The sequence below is a fragment of the Ignavigranum ruoffiae genome (genome assembly GCF_023195815.2).
GTDB classification, from domain to species: domain Bacteria; phylum Bacillota; class Bacilli; order Lactobacillales; family Aerococcaceae; genus Ignavigranum; species Ignavigranum ruoffiae.
Genome location: NZ_CP096206.2, coordinates 1,576,198 through 1,594,274 on the forward strand (window position 1 = coordinate 1,576,198; position 18,077 = coordinate 1,594,274).

General features: G+C 39.3%; 14 protein-coding genes and 1 other annotated feature. All 14 genes read right to left on the reverse strand.

Going from position 1 to position 18,077, the window contains the following annotated elements; translation table 11 throughout:
- Positions 1 to 43 precede the first annotated feature (43 nt).
- The 14 genes from M0R79_RS07445 to arcA all read right to left on the reverse strand — a co-directional run bounded on the left by M0R79_RS07445 (position 44) and on the right by arcA (position 17,951).
- Positions 44 to 1,291 (reverse strand): thiolase family protein, encoded by a 1,248-nt coding sequence (locus M0R79_RS07445; RefSeq protein ID WP_248415791.1) that lies wholly within the window; start codon positions 1,289 to 1,291, stop codon positions 44 to 46.
- Positions 1,292 to 1,350: 59 nt separating this feature from the next.
- Positions 1,351 to 2,571, reverse strand: coding sequence for an acyl-CoA dehydrogenase family protein (locus M0R79_RS07450; RefSeq protein WP_092571939.1), 1,221 nt, complete (start codon positions 2,569 to 2,571; stop codon positions 1,351 to 1,353).
- A gap of 30 nt (positions 2,572 to 2,601) precedes the next feature.
- A complete protein-coding gene (locus tag M0R79_RS07455; RefSeq protein ID WP_248415790.1) occupies positions 2,602 to 3,465 on the reverse strand; it encodes a 3-hydroxyacyl-CoA dehydrogenase family protein in 864 nt (287 codons plus the stop codon).
- Between the two features lie 339 nt (positions 3,466 to 3,804).
- Complete coding sequence (locus M0R79_RS07460) at positions 3,805 to 5,964, reverse strand: helix-turn-helix domain-containing protein (RefSeq protein ID WP_248415789.1); 2,160 nt, start codon at positions 5,962 to 5,964, stop codon at positions 3,805 to 3,807.
- Positions 5,965 to 6,121: 157 nt separating this feature from the next.
- A complete protein-coding gene (locus tag M0R79_RS07465) occupies positions 6,122 to 7,072 on the reverse strand; it encodes an enoyl-CoA hydratase/isomerase family protein (protein ID WP_248415788.1) in 951 nt (316 codons plus the stop codon).
- A 30-nt stretch (positions 7,073 to 7,102) separates the two neighbouring features.
- Positions 7,103 to 7,966: a 3-hydroxyacyl-CoA dehydrogenase family protein gene (locus M0R79_RS07470; RefSeq protein WP_248415787.1), complete on the reverse strand. Its 864-nt coding sequence runs from the start codon at positions 7,964 to 7,966 to the stop codon at positions 7,103 to 7,105.
- A 150-nt stretch (positions 7,967 to 8,116) separates the two neighbouring features.
- Positions 8,117 to 8,503: an ArsR/SmtB family transcription factor gene (locus M0R79_RS07475; RefSeq protein WP_259560459.1), complete on the reverse strand. Its 387-nt coding sequence runs from the start codon at positions 8,501 to 8,503 to the stop codon at positions 8,117 to 8,119.
- Positions 8,504 to 8,532: 29 nt separating this feature from the next.
- A complete protein-coding gene (locus tag M0R79_RS07480) occupies positions 8,533 to 9,291 on the reverse strand; it encodes a Crp/Fnr family transcriptional regulator (protein ID WP_248415785.1) in 759 nt (252 codons plus the stop codon).
- 342 nt (positions 9,292 to 9,633) lie between these two features.
- Entirely contained in the window at positions 9,634 to 11,325 is a 1,692-nt protein-coding gene (gene argS, locus M0R79_RS07485) for an arginine--tRNA ligase (protein WP_248415784.1), read from the reverse strand.
- A gap of 52 nt (positions 11,326 to 11,377) precedes the next feature.
- Positions 11,378 to 11,602: a binding site (T-box leader), on the reverse strand.
- Between the two features lie 7 nt (positions 11,603 to 11,609).
- On the reverse strand, positions 11,610 to 12,557 hold the full coding sequence (gene arcC, locus M0R79_RS07490; RefSeq protein WP_248415783.1) for a carbamate kinase: 948 nt from the start codon (positions 12,555 to 12,557) through the stop codon (positions 11,610 to 11,612).
- A gap of 23 nt (positions 12,558 to 12,580) precedes the next feature.
- Complete coding sequence (locus tag M0R79_RS07495) at positions 12,581 to 13,918, reverse strand: M20 family metallopeptidase (RefSeq protein ID WP_248415782.1); 1,338 nt, start codon at positions 13,916 to 13,918, stop codon at positions 12,581 to 12,583.
- 97 nt (positions 13,919 to 14,015) lie between these two features.
- Complete coding sequence (locus M0R79_RS07500; RefSeq protein WP_248415781.1) at positions 14,016 to 15,554, reverse strand: YfcC family protein; 1,539 nt, start codon at positions 15,552 to 15,554, stop codon at positions 14,016 to 14,018.
- Positions 15,555 to 15,684: 130 nt separating this feature from the next.
- A complete protein-coding gene (argF, locus tag M0R79_RS07505; RefSeq protein WP_248415780.1) occupies positions 15,685 to 16,686 on the reverse strand; it encodes an ornithine carbamoyltransferase in 1,002 nt (333 codons plus the stop codon).
- A 41-nt stretch (positions 16,687 to 16,727) separates the two neighbouring features.
- Complete coding sequence (gene arcA / locus M0R79_RS07510; RefSeq protein WP_092571391.1) at positions 16,728 to 17,951, reverse strand: arginine deiminase; 1,224 nt, start codon at positions 17,949 to 17,951, stop codon at positions 16,728 to 16,730.
- Between the last annotated feature and the right edge of the window lie 126 nt (positions 17,952 to 18,077).

Here is an 18,077-nt window from a genome sequence, read left to right on the forward strand (position 1 = left end):
TTCCCGTGGCCACAAAGGAACCCTTCAACTTGAAATCGTCCGTCTAGGCTCCTTGGTAGAACCCATTCTCAAACAATACAGCAATTCCCATACCGCCACCGATACAAGCTGATCCAATCACATATTTGTATTCAGGATGACGTTTCATTTGATAAAGCAGTGATACGGTAATACGGGCACCAGACATACCAAGTGGGTGACCTAATGAAACTCCGCCTCCTTGCGGGTTAAATTGGTTCTTATACCAGTCTGAATTCATATCAATACCTAATTCTACTAAGCAACCGACTTGTTGAGCAGCAAAGGCTTCATTAATTTCCAGAATACCAATATCTTTTTGCAGATCGAGATGATTGCGTTCAAGCAATTTCTTAATCGCTGGCACGGGGCCTAAGCCCATAATTTTTGGATCCACACCAGAAATATTATAGTCAAGCACCTTAGCCCAAACGGTTAGGTTATTCTTTTCCGCATACGAAGCGGTCGTAACAATTGAGAATGCTCCCCCATCATTTAAGCCTGAGGCATTTCCGGCAGTAACGGTCCCATCTTTCTCAAAAACTGGTTTAAGTTTAGCTAAACTTTCCAAGGTTGTATTAGGCTTAGGGAATTCATCCTGATCAACGACAGTGACTTGTCCTTTACGACCAGGGACTTCAACAGGGACGATTTCTTCAGCAAAATAACCCTTTTCAATCGCATTCTTAGCCTTCATTTGTGAATCATAAGCAAATTGGTCTTGGCTTTCGCGACTTAAGTTCAAGTGACGGACCACATTTTCTGCCGTATTTCCCATGTGGTTGACTCCGGAATCTGTACCACTGGCTGATGCATGTCCTGCTAAGTTGGCATCAATCAATTTGAAATTACCCATTTTCAATCCTTGGTAACGTGATTCAATCGGTAAATAGAATGGTGCACGTGATAAGGATTCGACACCGCCCGCCGCCACGACTTCATTGTCGCCTAACTTAATTTGTTGAACGGCAGATACTAAAGATTGGAAACCTGAACCACAGATACGGTTGATGGTCATTCCAGTAGAAGTGTGAGGGAGTCCGGCGTCGATCCCAATGATATTTCCCAAGTTGTTAGACGTTTGACTACCTGTTACATGTCCGACGATGACTTCTTCTACTTCTTCTTTAGCGACACCGGATCGTTTTAACGCTTCTTCTAAGGCAATCACACCAAGTTCTGCTTCGGTCACTGTCTTCAAACCACCTAAGAAACTTCCGACTGGGGTTCGAGCGCCACCAACGATGACGACATCTTCATCTCTATATTGCATATTTATTTCCTTCTCTCTTTATATTTGCGCTTCTAACATGGTTACGAATAAATGAACTCTTAAACAAAGGCACCTAAACCGGTATAGTAACGACCAATGATTAGGGAATTGACTTCATGCGTTCCTTCATAAGTATACATACCCTCAATATCTGCCATAAATCTTGGTACATCATGCATTAATAAGATACCATTACCGCCACATACTTCACGAGCTAAGGCCGCATTCTCACGGGCTCTTAAGCCATTGTGCATTTTGGCCATTGAAGAAGCTTCTTCAGAATAGATGCCGGCTTCTTGAGCCTTGGCCAATTTCACTGATAGGGCTAGGGTCGCTTGAGCATTCATCGCCATCCGGGCTAATTTCTCTTGAATTAATTGGAAACTTGCGACAGGTTTATCAAAAGCTAAACGTTCACGCGTGTATTTCAAGGCAGCTTCAAAAGCTCCAGCAGTTGCCCCTGCTAATAACCAAGCCACATCTGAACGTGTGTTTCTTAAGATCTTGGCGCAATCTTTCCAAGAATTAACATTTTGCGCCCGATATTTTTCGGAAACGCGTACATTTTCATAGATAATTTCGGCATTTGGCATATGACGGAAGAAAGCTTTTTGTGGCGTTACAAAGGTGGTTACCCCTTCACTTTCACGTTCAACAAAGAACATCTTCACTTGTTGGTCATCGACATCACGGGCGAAGAAAGCATGCCAATGAGCTAATGTTCCGCCACCAATCCATTTCTTATGACCATTAAGAATCCAAGTATCACCTTCACGGCGGGCTGTTGAAGCTAAACCACCTGCGATATCAGATCCGTGATCTGGTTCAGTCATTGCCAGTACCCCTGGTCGTTCATAGGACAAGACACCAGGCATAATTTCGTCGATTTGTTCTTGGCTACCCCCTAAACGTACACACTCATGGAACAGTCCAGCATTTGCCGTCACGAATGTTCCAGCTACTGGATCTGTTTTGGCACAGGTATAAGCACGGAAACCACGGAATAATTCGGAGATGCGTCCATTTTCCCGGCCTTCTAATAATTTAGGATTATCCATTAAGCCAACGTCCATAATCTTCAAGAACGCTTCTAACGGTACTTCAGCCTTGTCCCAAGCATCATCCAGAGTTGGATAGACATCTTCTTTCAATACACGTTCAAGTTCGCTTAGGACCTCTTTCTCCCCTTCAGTCAGGTCGGCTGCGAAATTGTATAAGTCAGAATAGAAGAATTTCTCACCACTCTGAAATTGTTTATCTGCATAAGATTCTTTGACCATTTTGTTTGTCCCCCTTATTTAATTCTTTCCTTATTTCTTATCGTAGTCGTAGTAACCCTTCCCAACCTTGCGACCAATGCGGCCAGCACGAACTAAATTCTTCAAGGTGGTTGGTGGTGTCCAACGAGATTCGCCAAATTCTTTCGCGAAGTATTCCATCACATAGTAACCGATATCCACACCCGCATAGTCTTGCAGTTCAAAAGCACCCATTGGGTGATTCAAGCCATATTTCATCGCCTTATCAATATCTTCGACCGAAGCAATCCCTTCTTCTAAAACTTTGATCGCTTCAATAAATTGTGGAATCATAATCCGGTTGACGATAAAGCCGGGTGAATCTTTCTTCACGGTCACGACTTCTTTACCAATCGATTCGGCTAATTCACGAACCGTTTGAGCGGTCTCTTCACTGGTTTCATAGCCATGAATCACTTCCACCAATTTCATCACTTGCGCCGGGTTAAAGAAGTGCATCCCAGCGAAACGACTTGGATTGTCTAAGACACTGGCAATTTCCGTAATCGATAGCGAAGAAGTATTGGTGGCTAAGACAACCTCTGGCCGAACAATTCCTTCTAATTCTTTGAAGACGGATTGCTTTAAGTCCATCTTTTCAAGGACAGCTTCGACCACGAAATCAACCTCTTTAAAATCGGCTAATTCGGTGGTCGTTTGGATACGACCTAAGGTTGCTTCTTTATCCTCTTGAGAAAGTTTCCCACGTTGCACGGATTTCTCCATAAATTTCTCAATCCGTTGCAGTCCCCCTTGTAGGAATTCCTCTTTAATATCGCGCAAGATGACTTGGTATCCATTCATTGCGAACGCGTTCGCAATGCCAGATCCCATAGATCCTGCTCCAACGACTCCGACTGTTTTTATTTGTGACATCTTGTCTCCCCCTTTGTTTTACTATCTATAGTGTACCCAATATGGAAACGTATTCATCAGTAGCTTTGAGGAAGTCGCCACTTTTTTTCAGCGGAAATAACTAAAAAATTTCGAAGCCAATTTTCTATCACTATAAATGCGGAAAATATTCTATACCCTTCGAAAATAGCCAACGATCTTTAACTCATCCTTTTATTATCCTAAGAAACTTCCATGAACGAGCCCTGATTAATTGATTATTGGCTGTCCTTCTGCCTCACTCAAAAAAGTTGACAAAAAAATGAACCATGATGGTTGGCATGTCACTCATCATGGTTCACTCAATTTAACTGATTGCTATTAATTTTGTTCAAATACTTCATAGCCCATTAAATCGACTAATTTATAGGCCAAAATATAATTAAAGCGTTCCTTACTATTATCAATATCTGTATGGACGAGTTCTCGTACCTTATCTAAGCGGTAAGTCAAGGTCGACCGATGAAGAAAAAGTTCGTTAGCTGTTTCTTGAATCTGCCCCCCGTTAAAGACATAAGATTTCAAAGTTTCGTAATAATTGATCGTCTGATTTTGAGATTGTAGATAGATGTTCCGCAAATAAGTATTGACAAACATCCGGGCAATCGGTAAGTTCTCTAATTCTTTTAATAAAGTATAGGAACCCAGATCGTCAAAGTGCGCCATATTCTTCTGTTCAAAATCACTCGACTGATCTAAGACCATAATCGTCTGTAAGGCTCGTTGATAATGTCGATAATAAGAATCACTCTGATCAGTCAAACCACCAATGCCGATATACACCGCTTGGTCCATATGCTGATTAATATAGTCTTGGAAATCTGACCAAAAATCACCCTTGACTAGGTTCTGTGGAACAAAACAAACGAGTTTGTTATCGATTCGGCTAGATACAATTGAACGATAATGATTGGCTAAGGCTTTTTGTAGGGTAATATATTGGCTGCGCAATGTCATTAAATTCTCAAAGTCATTGACCGCTGAACTGGTCGCAATCACTACCACATAATACGGTTTCGAAATATCCCATTGATGCATGGCCGCAAATTCAAGGATTGGCGTCATCGATTCAATATTGGTCGAGAGTAATTTCTGGATAAAAGACTCTTTAACCTCTTCCTTGGACGACCATTCAATCTGTTTCTTGATAAACTGAACCGAATAAATATTATTCAACATATTCCAGGCTACTTTATCCAGATCATTCTGATAAAATACAGCTTTTTCAATGGCTAAAAAGCCATAATGATCGATACCATCATCAATCGCATTGACTTGGAAAACATGACGATCATTGACTGTCATGGTAAAGGCCTTACGATTAAGATTAACCTGATCACGAATTTCCTGACTAGCCTGACGGATTTTGTCCTTACTAAGATGTCGCCCTTTGGGAATATAATCGTCGACCAAATTCATATACTGATCGAACAACAAGACCATCCCATTAATCAAGCGACCAACCATTTGATTGGTAGAACGTATATCATTCGTGTCTACTGTCCCTTTAATCAGTTTTTGTTGAATCCGTAACAGCATCTCTAAATCCATTTGCCGTTGTTGCTCATTATGAATCAACTGATGGTTCTCATAAATCGTGGCAAAATAATTACTATACATGGTCAGCAAGTCATAATCATCATGATTGAAGAAATCATCATAATCTTTCTGAGCAAAAATGACGCCAATCATTTCCATATCTAAATGGATGGGAATGGTAATCCGGAAATAGCCAACTTCTTCTACCCGCGGCAGAACGTCCTTAATAAAATTCGAGGCAGTGGTGACAATTTTTGCTTTGAGACTGACCCCCTGATAGGTTGGCCGCTGGAGCACCAGATTACTTTTATCCTGATTAAATAAGTAGATCCCCACTTTCTTACAATGGGTTTCTTTACCAATATGATAGACGACTTCTTCAACTAACCGATCTAGATCGGTACCTTGTAAATTATCGGCTTGGAAAGTCAACAATCGCTCAGCTCGTTGCTCGCCCTTACGAATCAGGTTAATCGACATGGCCACATAATTTCCTAACTCATCAAAAGCCTCTTTCAATTGGCCATAGAGTTTGGTTGGCTCATAATAACCAACAAAACAGAGCCCATAAAGCGAATCCTCGTCACGAATCGGAATCGAGAACCAATCTTGAATGCCGAATTTTTCGATATATAATTCGAACAAAGTATCTTGATAAACTTCATTGTCGCCTCGCGTACTATGATTAAGAATCTGCGGACTGATTGTCGTCAAATTAATCGGCACAATCTTTAACGGGGGATTCTTCATCCCAATACTTGAATGCAGTTCTAACCGGTTCTCATTTTTATTCATTATAAACACAACATCTGCATTCATGGTGTCCATAATTAATTTGGACAGGTGTTTTAAGATAGCATCGGTTGTATCTAAGCGCATTAATTGCCGAGATAGGCCTCGCAAATGCTCTTCCATTTCATGAATAAAGACATTCTCTTCCAAGGCATCACCTCCACTCATAATAATCTCATTATTATTATCTCACTCTAACTGATTATATCAAGATATATGATATGAAGAATCTCTAAAAAAGATTACCCAAACGTCTAAGCAAACGTTTGAGTAATCTTGAGGAAGGATACTCTATAGAATAGTACATTTATTTAAAAGCTGAAAAGTCTGGACGACGGCCTTCAATTACCGCATTTAAGCCTTCTTCAGCTTCTGGATTACCGAACATGGATGAAAGTTGACCGAGTTCAATCTGAATCCCTTCATCGATTGACGCAGGTGTTTGAGCATCCACTAATTCTTGAATGACCTTGACTGAATTCGGACTCTTATAGCCAACTTTCTTTGCCACTTTAGCTGCAAATTCCGGACTCACGCCTTCAACCGCTTGGCCAGCGAGTGTTTGCTCGATATTCTCAGCTTTAAAGGCTGTAACCATTTCTTGATATTTATCAGCAAGTGGATGAGCTTGGTATTTGTCAGCTGGAACGCCTTGAGCGACTAATTTTTCAATCGTCTTTTCTACTTCATCGGCTGGAACCAGTGCATCGACGATACCCATTTCAGAAGCATCCGCTGCGGATATATTCTCACCAGTTAAGCCATAATATTTAGTAAGCTCAGGTCCGACAAATTTATTCGTTCTAAGTAAACCACCATATCCAGGATAGATTCCTAGACCACTTTCTGGGAAACCAAAAGATCCCTTATCGGTAGCAATAATATATTGGCAAGCTAAAGCTAATTCAGAACCCCCACCTAGTGATAAACCATCCACGATCGCAATCGTTGGTTTTTTCGATGTTTCTAAAGCTCTTAGTAACTCATGACCTTGACGGGTAAAATCAACAATTTTATCAACGGTCTTAGCCTTTACATTCTCAACAAAGAATTTCAAATCTGCTCCGGCAACAAAGGCTTTCTCACCAGATCCTTGGATGACAATCCCTTTTACCGAATCGTCATCGCTGGCTTGTTTAAAGGCTTGCTCAAGTCCAGCAATTACATCGTGGTTAATGGCATTCAAGGCCTTTGGTCGGTTAATCGTAATATAGGCAATCTGATTTTTCTCTTCATATAATACTACTGAATCTGTCATCGATGATGTCCCCCTTATTTGATTCTTTCCTTATTTCTTATCGTAATCGTAGTAACCTTTCCCAACCTTGCGACCAATGCGGCCAGCACGAACTAAGTTCTTCAAGGTGGTTGGTGGCGTCCAACGAGATTCGCCAAATTCTTTCGCGAAGTATTCCATCACATAGTAACCGATATCCACACCCGCATAGTCTTGCAGTTCAAAAGCACCCATTGGGTGATTCAAGCCATATTTCATCGCCTTATCAATATCTTCGACCGAAGCAATCCCTTCTTCTAAAACTTTGATCGCTTCAATAAATTGTGGAATCATAATCCGGTTGACGATAAAGCCGGGTGAATCTTTCTTCACGGTCACGACTTCTTTACCAATCGATTCAGCTAATTCACGAACCGTTTGAGCGGTCTCTTCACTGGTTTCATAGCCATGAATCACTTCCACCAATTTCATCACTTGGGCCGGGTTAAAGAAGTGCATCCCAGCGAAACGACTCGGATTGTCTAAGACACTAGCAATTTCCGTAATCGATAGCGAAGAAGTATTGGTGGCCAAGACAACCTCTGGCCGAACAATTCCTTCTAATTCTTTGAAGACGGATTGCTTTAAGTCCATCTTTTCAAGGACAGCTTCGACCACGAAATCAACCGCTTTAAAATCGGCTAATTCGGTGGTCGTTTGGATACGACCTAAGGTTGCTTCTTTATCCTCTTGAGAAAGTTTCCCACGTTGCACGGATTTCTCCATAAATTTCTCAATCCGTTGCAGTCCCCCTTGTAGGAATTCCTCTTTAATATCGCGCAAGATGACTTGGTATCCATTCATTGCGAATGCGTTCGCAATGCCAGATCCCATAGATCCTGCTCCAACGACTCCGACTGTTTTAATTTGTGACATCTTGTCTCCCCCTTTGTTTTACTATCTATAGTGTACCGAATATGGAAACGTATTCATCAGTAGCTTTGAGGAAGTCGCCACATTTTTTCAGCGGAAATAACTAAAATCCAGCGAACACAAGGAACGCTGGATTTAGAATCGTTATGTAAATTACTGAGAAGAAGTCTTCTCATGAGCTAAGCATTCTTGACAAGCGGTCAACATATCTTCAAAATCAACGATAGCCGCCCGATCTTGATCAAAAATTTCTTCTTTGCCTTCATAATAAATATCGTAGAGAAGCACATTCATCAAATAATGATGGACTAAATGGTATTTAACAAATTTTCCATCTTTTTGTGGTTTAACCAATTGGGCTTCCCGCAACTTTGCTAGGTGCTTGGATAGGGTGGATTGAGGAAGATCCAATATCTTTTGAATTTGGCTCACACACAAAGGCTGGTCACGTAGCAACATTAAAACACGTAAACGGGTATCATCGGCTAAGACTTTTAGTAAATCAACAACTTGCATGGATAACTCCTTATTCTCTTCCATATAACTTGGCCTGAAATTGTCCAAATCTTCTAGGCCAAGTTCAGTATTTCAATCAATTGACCGGCATAATCAGTACCCAAATCTTGCAAGAACTTAGCATTCTCCTTGAAATAATCCTCATCATAAAAAATAACTTGTTTACGGGTAAATTTAACCTTGCCTTCCTTGGTTAACTTACGAACGACACGGCCGGCTGTTTCCCGCGTCGTTCCTGCCACTAAACCTAATTCATAGATTGTCAGCGGATAGGGAATAGTCATGTGCCCCCTAATCATCCGCCCCATATCAAACATCCATAAGGAGAGAGATTGGATTACCCGATCCACAGCAGAAGATATAGCAGTTTGTTGAATTCGTGCTTCTTGAAAAACTTGGATTTCTGATAGCTTACAATACATATACAATAATTGATTATGGTTCTGACGAATAATCTCAATAATCAAATCCATGGGAATTAATAATAAATCCACATCGGTAACCGAATAGGCTGAATGGGTGTAGCGCTCAAAATTTAAAACGGAGGAATACGAGAAGAAATTCTTCTCCTTAATATAATCAATATAAATATAAGTATCCTCGGTATCTGTCCGCTCCAACCGAATAAAACCTTTTAATAAAAAATAACAATAGCGTTTGGGATCATCCTGAAAATAAATAATTTGTCCCTTGCGGTATTGGTGGATGACCGACAACTGTTTGACTTTTAATAGTTCCTCGGGCGTAAATCCTAAGAAAAACTCCTCACTCTCTAAATACTCAAAATAAGCTTCAAAATCGCGGTTAACCAATCGACCACCCCTTTAATCGTCTTCCTCTTCATTATCTATCTTAATCTTAAGATTTTCAAGACTAAATGTGATAAATTCGATATTTACAAAGAGAAATCGATTTTTATTAGACGATTTTTTGACAGACGCAGGGAAAATCTTTAAATTTTTCATCAGCCAAGAATTTTTGCTTAGCTTCAATTAGAAAATCTGTACGAAACCCCAAAATTAATCTGTCAACGATGGCGGATAATGTTTCACATGCTCTGCAATATATTGACACGCATAAAAAAAGACCCAAGTAGCTAATCAAGTACTTGGGTCTGGGTATGAGATGGATTGAATTCTGCTGTGACAAAGCAATTACATATTTTCAGGAGCTTTAATACCAAGTAGAGATAGCGCATCTTTTAAGACAATAACGATCGCTTGGACTAAAGCAATCCGTGCTTCTAATTGATCATCTTCAGAAAGGATGCGGGTATTACCATAGTAACGGTTGAAAAGTTGGGCTAACTGAATGGCATATTTAGCAATCACAGAAGGCTCATAACGTTCAGCCGCTTGAATCACTGTTGCTTGATATTGAGAAAGTTTCTTAATAATTTCCCAGCTGTATGCATCGGTCAATTCCCAAACATGGTCTGAATTTACTTCTTTACCATATTTTTCTAAGATGGTATTCGCCCGGGCACAAGCATATTGAATATAAGGACCGGTTTCTCCTTCGAACTGGACGATTTCATCAAGTTTAAAGTCAAAAGAATTTAGACGGTCAGATTTCAAATCATGGAAGATTACCGCACCAACACCTACTTGACGTGCTACTTCCTCTTTATTCTCTAAATCTGGATTCTTTTGTTTAATTTGTTCAAGCGCTAATTCAATGGCTTCTTTCAAGACTTCTTCTAGAAGAACAATCTTTCCTTTACGGGTTGATAGTTTCTTACCTTCTAAGGTAATCAAGCCGAATGGGATATGATGCATATCATCCGACCAATCATTACCCAATCGTTTCAAGACAGCTTTTAATTGTTTGAAGTGGTTAGCTTGTTCGTTCCCCACCACATAAATATTTTGATCAAAATCATAAGTTTGATGACGATAATAGGCGGTGGCCAAGTCACGAGTTAAGTATAAGGTAGCACCGTCAGATTTTTTGATTAAAGCAGGTGGAAGATTTTCTTCTTCTAAGAGAACAATTGTTGCCCCATTTTCGATCGTTGAGATGCCCTTGTCCTCAAGTTCTTGGATGACTGGATCCATCTTGTCATTATAGAAAGCTTCCCCGTTATAAGAATCGAAATCTATGTCAAGCATTTCATAGACCTTGTTAAATTCTTTCAAAGATTCTTCCTTGAACCATTGCCATAGTTCAGTCATCTCAGGATCGTGTTCTTCTAATTTCTTAAAGGCCGCCCGAGCTTGATCATCCAATTCTGGATCGGTTTCAGCTTCTTCATGGAATTGAACATATAATTTAACCAATTCATTGACCGGATCTTGTTTAACGACGTTCTCATCGCCCCATTTTTTGTAGGCTACGATTAATTTACCAAATTGAGTTCCCCAGTCGCCCAAGTGGTTAATTTTGATCGTATTATAATTCACTTTATCCAAAATATTGGCAATCGAATTGCCAATAACGGTTGAACGCAAGTGTCCCATAGACATTGGTTTAGCGATATTTGGTGAGGACATGTCGATACATGCATTCCCACCGTGACCTAAGTCAACGTCTCCATAGTTGGCGCCGGCTGCTAGAACATCATGTAGCACTTGGTTCGATACAACAGACCGTTTAACCAAGAAATTAATATAAGGCCCTACAGCCACCACTTTGTCAAAGTTGGAATCATCGATTTTTTCAACTAATTCACTGGCAATCATTTGGGGTGCTTTACGAAATACCTTTGCAAGTTGAAAGACCGGAAAGGCAAAGTCCCCATGTTCAGGGTTACTTGGTATTTCAATTAAACTTTCAATTTGTTCAGGCTCCATCTGTCCTTCCAGCACTGGCGTCAAAGCTTCAACAATTAACTTTTTGTTCTCCATTCTATATTCCTCCAATAATCTTATTAATATAAAAATATACGCCCCTAGCTAAGCTAGAGGCGTATTTTACATACACGGTACCACTCTAATTGACTCCCAAAAAAATCCAGGAATCATCTTTTCCTTGTTAACGAAGAGGTCTCCGAACAAAGCTACTTTGAGTTCACCTTGTTAATATCAGAAAGTGCGGTTCGAATAAACGTCAAGGTTGGTTCTCAGCAATCCAACTTTCTGTACAGGCTGAATTTATCCTACTCTCTTTCCTCATCATTCTTTAATAATGATTATTGGTATTCTATCACAGTTCCGGCTCCACTTTCAATCAAAGATTGCAAGTTTTCTAAAGATGTTACCACAGCTTGGCTTTCTGGTTTGTTTTTAACAAATTTCATAGTAGCTTCAATCTTTGGTAACATGCTTCCTGGAGCAAATTGTTCTTCAGAAATATATTGTTCTAATTCAGCATAAGTTACTTTTTCTAATTTAGCTTGGTTTGGTTTATTGAAGTTAACAAAAACATAATCTACACCCGTTAGAACAACGAATAAATCGGCGTCCACCATTTCTGCTAATACTTGAGAAGCAAAGTCTTTATCAATAACAGCTTCTACACCTTGTAATTTTCCATCAGCTTCTTCGATAACTGGAACGCCACCACCACCAGCAGCAATAACCACGTGGCCAGCATCGATTAGATTTTGGATAGATTTAGCTTCTTTAATGCTGATTGGTTTTGGTGAAGGAACAACTTTACGCCAACCACGGCCAGCATCTTCTTTAAATGAAGCATTAGATTTTTCCATTTCTGCTTTTGCTTCTTCTTCGGTATAGAATGGGCCAATTGGTTTTGTAGGATTTTCAAAAGCTGGATCAGCTTTATCAACAACCACTTGGGTCACAATCGAAGCAACTTCTTTTTCAATGCCACGTTCTTTCAAAGCATTTTGCATGGCATTTTGTAACCAGAAGCCAATGGATCCCTCAGTCATTGCTACCAAAGTATCCAATGGGAAGGCTGGGTTCTTTTCAGAGTCTGCAGCAATGTTTTGTAATAATAAGTTACCTACTTGTGGTCCGTTACCATGAGTAATGACTAGGTCATCTCCATTTTCGATAAATTTAACCAAATGTTCTGCAGTTTGTTTTAACGCTTCTTGTTGAGCTTGAGCAGATGGATCGCTAGAAAGAATAGCATTTCCTCCAAGTGCGACTACAATTTTACGATTTGCCATATTCTATCTCCTTTTTTATGATTTTATTCTTCAGTGGCTAAACGACGAACAGCTTCTGCATAGATTTCCATACATTCAAAAATATTCGTTAAAGGCATGTTTTCATTGGCTTCATGATAGGTTACAGGTACGTCCGGACGACGCGCGCCAAAAGCAACACAGTTATCCATTGTTCTAGCGAAAGTAGCTCCACCAGATGAGATTGGTTCAGACATATCCCCAGTCATATCACGGTAAACACTTAACAAGGTTTGGATGAGTTCACTTTCTACTGGAACATATAGAGAAGCGAGATAGTCATGTTCCTTATATTCTAAACCATATTCAGCCATTGCATTCTTCAATGTATCAACTAATTTGTCTTTATCGGCAGTGACTGGGATACGGAAGTCCACGCCAATCCGAGACTCTTCAGAGTTTATTATAAGTTTAGCAATATTCATGGTAAGATTTCCACTCATATCATCGCCAATCTTACCAAATAAATTATTAGCATTTGCATCTTGACCTACGTACTTATTGATAAAGTCTAAAGCCACATGATCTTCTACTCCATTTAGACCTGCAACTAAACGTGTAATTGCATTTGTTCCTTGATCTGCATCTTTGGAGTGAATTGATTTACCAATCGTTTTGATTTTATGATCATCTTTTTGATATTCAAAACCAAGTTCCTCAAGATTTTTTGCTACTTGGTCGGCTTTATCACCTTCGTAAGTTGCTTCTTCAGGAACGATATTAAAGGCGCCATCCATCTTCAAATTAAGTTCTTGACTACCTGGCCCAACTAAATAACATTGTAATAAACCTTTTTCAGCATAGGTTAATGGGAAATCAGCATCTGGAACGAATCCAAAGTTCGCTTTCTCTTCATTCTCATTATAAACATTCATTTCGCGCCATAAGGTTTCTTCATCTGTACCAAAAATAAAACGAACACGTTTATTAAATTTATAGCCAGATTCTTTCAATGCGTACACCGCATATAAAGCAGCTACCGATGGTCCCTTATCGTCTTGAGTTCCGCGACCATAAATTTTGCCATCCCGAACTTCTGCCACAAACGGATCTGAATCCCATTTAGCTTTATCACCTGCTGGAACCACATCCAAGTGACATAGAATGGCCATCAACTCTTCACCTTCACCAATTTCGGCATAGCCATAATATCCTTCAGGATCCATAAAGGTCTTAAAGCCAAGGTTTTCGCAAGTTTCTAAGGCCAGTTCAAGAGCACGGACAATATCATCACCAAAAGGTGTTGAAACAGCTTCTTCATCTAAAATAGAAGGAACACTTACCCAGCGTTTGATTGTTTCAATACATTGGTCTTGGTAGCTTTCTGTTAATTTATATTCCATTAACGCCACCTCCTCTAAAATATGAAAATCTGACGATTTAAATGGATATGCTCACTCTGAATTATCATAGTGAGCATATCAATCTAGTTATTATAAATTAAATTCCAAGATAAGTACTTGCAAGTAGAAGTACAAGTGAAACTACAACAATCATAATACCAATCTTCTTCATGAATTTCCACCAAGTGGTCAATTCAATACCAGCAATAGCTAGGGCACCCATTACTACCCCTGAAGTTGGAGTAATAATATTAACAATACCACAGGCAGTTTGGTAAGCTGTTACAACAACATCTTTACCTACATTAGCAAAGTCTCCTAGAGGAGCCATAATACCCATGGTCGCCGCAGCTAAACCTGACGTTGAAGGAATCAAGAATGACATTGGGATATAGAATAGATAAGTTAAGATGGTGAATAGACCTTCGTTTAAGCCTTTAAGACCAGCTTCACCCCAAGAAAGTACAGTTGCAGTAATTTGTCCATCGTTCATAACAACTTGGATACCACGAGCTACCGCACAAATCATGGCAACAGAAAGCAAGTCTTTAACCCCATCAAGGAAGACTTCAACGAAACGACTTTCATCAATACCATAGAAGAAACCAATGATTACTGAAGACATGAAGAATAACATTGTAATTTCAACTAAGTACCACATACCGAAGAACAAACCACGTTGAGATTGTCCTAATAAGTTACCAATAAATGGCATATCTAAGAAGGTATTTTGAATGCTTTCGAATAAAGTGAATCCAGGGAATAAATCAGACCATGGAATTAAAGAAAGGATCATAATTAAGAAAGTCAGTCCGAAAATCCAAAGTACACCTTTTTGTTTACCAGTAATTGTGTCCATTTCTTTAACTTTGAAACGTTCTTTATGTTCTGGCATCATATCATAAATCAATGAATTCTTAGGATCTTCTTGAACTTTCTTCGCGTAGCTTGATACATACCAAGCAGATAAAGCCCAAAGTACGATGGCCATGATTGTACGAATAACGATACCATCTGCAATCGAAATATTAGCCATATCTGAAGCAATAACTGTTGCAAATGGGTTAACCGTTGAAGCCAAGCAACCAATACCTGAACCTAGCAGGATTACTGCAATCGCTACCAAAGCGTCCATGCCAACAGCAACCATTAAAGGAATCAATAGAGGATAGAATGCCATGGTTTCTTCGTTCATACCATAAGTTGAACCACCAAGGACAAAGATAAACATTAAGCCCCAAATAAGGGTTGTCATATTATCTTTATTGTTCTTCATCATAGCTGAGATACCGGCGTCAATGGCACCAGTTTCAGTTACAACGCCAAGGAAACCACCAATAACCATAATAAATAGTGCAACTTCAACGGCACCTGGTGTAGTTTCGGTTCCTAGGAAACCACGGATTGGAGCCATGAATAAGTCCCAAAGACCTTGAGGAGATTGAGCAACACGTTCATAAGTACCAGCGATATAGTTACCAGCATCATCTAATTGGTATTGACCTGCAGGAATAATCCACGTAAGGACAGCAATAATTGCAGTAATTAAGAACAACATGGTAAATGAATTTAGCATTTTACGTTTCTTTTTCTCAGGTTGAGCCACTGCGACTGGTGTTTCATTTGTTTCTGCCATAATATACACTCCTTTTCTTTTATTTTTTTATTATGACCTAAATGAAAAAGATCCGAATTGTCATTACAAAATCACAATTCGGATCTCTGTGACCACGTAATCACTAAGTGAAAGTTATCATAGTAATGAATTAAACACGTGGGATGAATAAGTTACCGTTTGTAACTGCCATAATCGCTTTGATTGAGTGCATACGGTTTTCAGCTTGTTGGAATTGACGTCCATGTTCGCTACGGAATACTTCGTCAGTAACTTCCATTTCTTCAACACCGAATTTTTCAGCAACATCTTTACCATAAACTGTTTCAGTATCATGGAAAGCTGGTAGACAGTGAAGGAAGATGTAATCTCCATCGATTTCTTCAGTTAATTCTTTATTGATTTGGTATGGTTTTAATAAGTTAACGCGTTCTTCGAACTTATCTTCTTCACCCATAGATACCCAAACGTCAGTGTAAAGTACGTCAGCATCTTTAACAGCTGATTTGATATCTGAAGTAACTTCGATCTTAGCTCCTGATTCAGCAGCATATTTCTTAGCGAAGTCAATGATTTCTTTTTCTGGGAATAATTCTTCTGGAGAAGCAATGGTTACATGAACTCCTAGAATTGCACCAGTTACTACTAAAGAGTTAGCAACGTTGTTACGTCCGTCACCACAGTAAACTAGTTTACGTCCAGCTAATTCACCGAATTCTTCTTTGATAGTCATGTAGTCAGCAATCATTTGAGTTGGATGCCATTCGTCAGTAAGACCATTCCATACTGGAACGCCAGCATATTTACCTAGGTCTTCAGCAACTTGTTGGCTGAAACCACGGAATTCGATTCCGTCAAACATGCTTCCTAGTACGATAGCAGTATCTTCAACAGATTCTTTCTTACCTAATTGAATATCATTCGCTCCTAAGAATTCTGGAGCAGCTCCTAGGTCGTTAGCAGCAACAGTAAAGGCTGAACGAGTACGAGTAGAAGTTTTTTCAAATAGTAAGCAGATGTTTTGACCTTTTAAGTATTCATGTGGAATTCCACGTTTTTTAAGGTCTTTTAAGTGAATACTGAAGTCAATTAAGTATTCTAACTCTTCACGAGTGAAATCAATTTCTTTTAAGAAGTTTCTTCCTTGGAACATAGATCCATCCCCTTTATATTAAAATGATTATGAGTCGTTAATTAGATGTCTTCACGTACAAGTGGCATTGACATACAACGAGGGCCACCACGACCGCGAACTAATTCCGAACCTTTAACTTTAATCAATTGTAATCCATGATCTTCTAACAATTTGTTAGTTGTAACGTTACGGTCATAAACAACTACCACACCTGGTGCAATTGTTAAGGTGTTTGAACCGTCATTCCATTGTTCGCGAGCAGCTGCAACAATTTCGCCACCAGCACATGGGATTAAAGTAACAGAATCTAAGCCTAAAGCTTCTGCTAAAACTTCATCAAGACGATTTGAGTCTTTTTCTTCGATAACTACTTCGCCGTTTTCACCTGGTTTTAATGATAATACACGTAATCCAGCTTCGATTTCTGGGTGGATTGTGAATTTATCGTAGTCAACCATTGTGAATACAGTATCCAAGTGCATGAATTTACGGTTTTCACCGATTAAGAAAGCTAATACTTCTTTGAAAGCTCCAGCTTCAAATAAACGTTTAGCAACTTTTTCGATTGAACGAGAGTCAGTACGTTGTGAAATACCAACAGCTAGAACGTCTTTAGATAATACTAATTCGTCCCCACCTTCGATACGAGTATCTTCGTCACGGCTATAGTATTTTTCTACATTATCGCCACCGAATTCTGGGTGATAAGTGAAGATATAGTGACCATATAGAGTTTCACGGTTACGAGTATCAGCAAACATGTGGTTAACTGTTACACCGTTAGCCATTGTAGCAAATGGGTCACGAGTGAAGTATAGGTTTGGCATTGGATCTACCAAGAATGGGTAGTCAGTTTCAATTAAGTCAGCTAATGAATTAAGGTCTTTAGTATCGATTTCAGATTTTTTGAAACCTTCCATAGTCTTAAGAACCATGTCGAAAGTATCCATAGCTAATAATTTTTCTTTAACGATAGCTTTTACGTTTTCTGAAACAATTCCAGATTCTGAAATCCATTCATCAACGAATTGTTCTTTAACATTACCAGCATCAATAGCTTCAGCAGCTAATTTTTCTAGATAAACAACTTCTACGCCGTTATCTTCCAATGCTTTTGCGAATGCATCATGTTCTTTTTGAGCTTCTTCTAAATATGGGATATCATCAAACAAAAGTCTTTCTAAGTAGTCAGGCATTAAGTTTTCTAACTCTTTACCAGGACGGTGTAAACAAACTTTTTTTAACTTACCAATTTCCGAAAAAACGTGAACAGGTTTAGTCATTCTAACACTCCTTGCTTTCTTTTTAATACTATAAGCGCTTACTACACCTGTAGTATAACATGCACTGCAAACGGTTGCTATATATCTGTAACACTGAGAATGTGATATCCATCACATCTCATAATG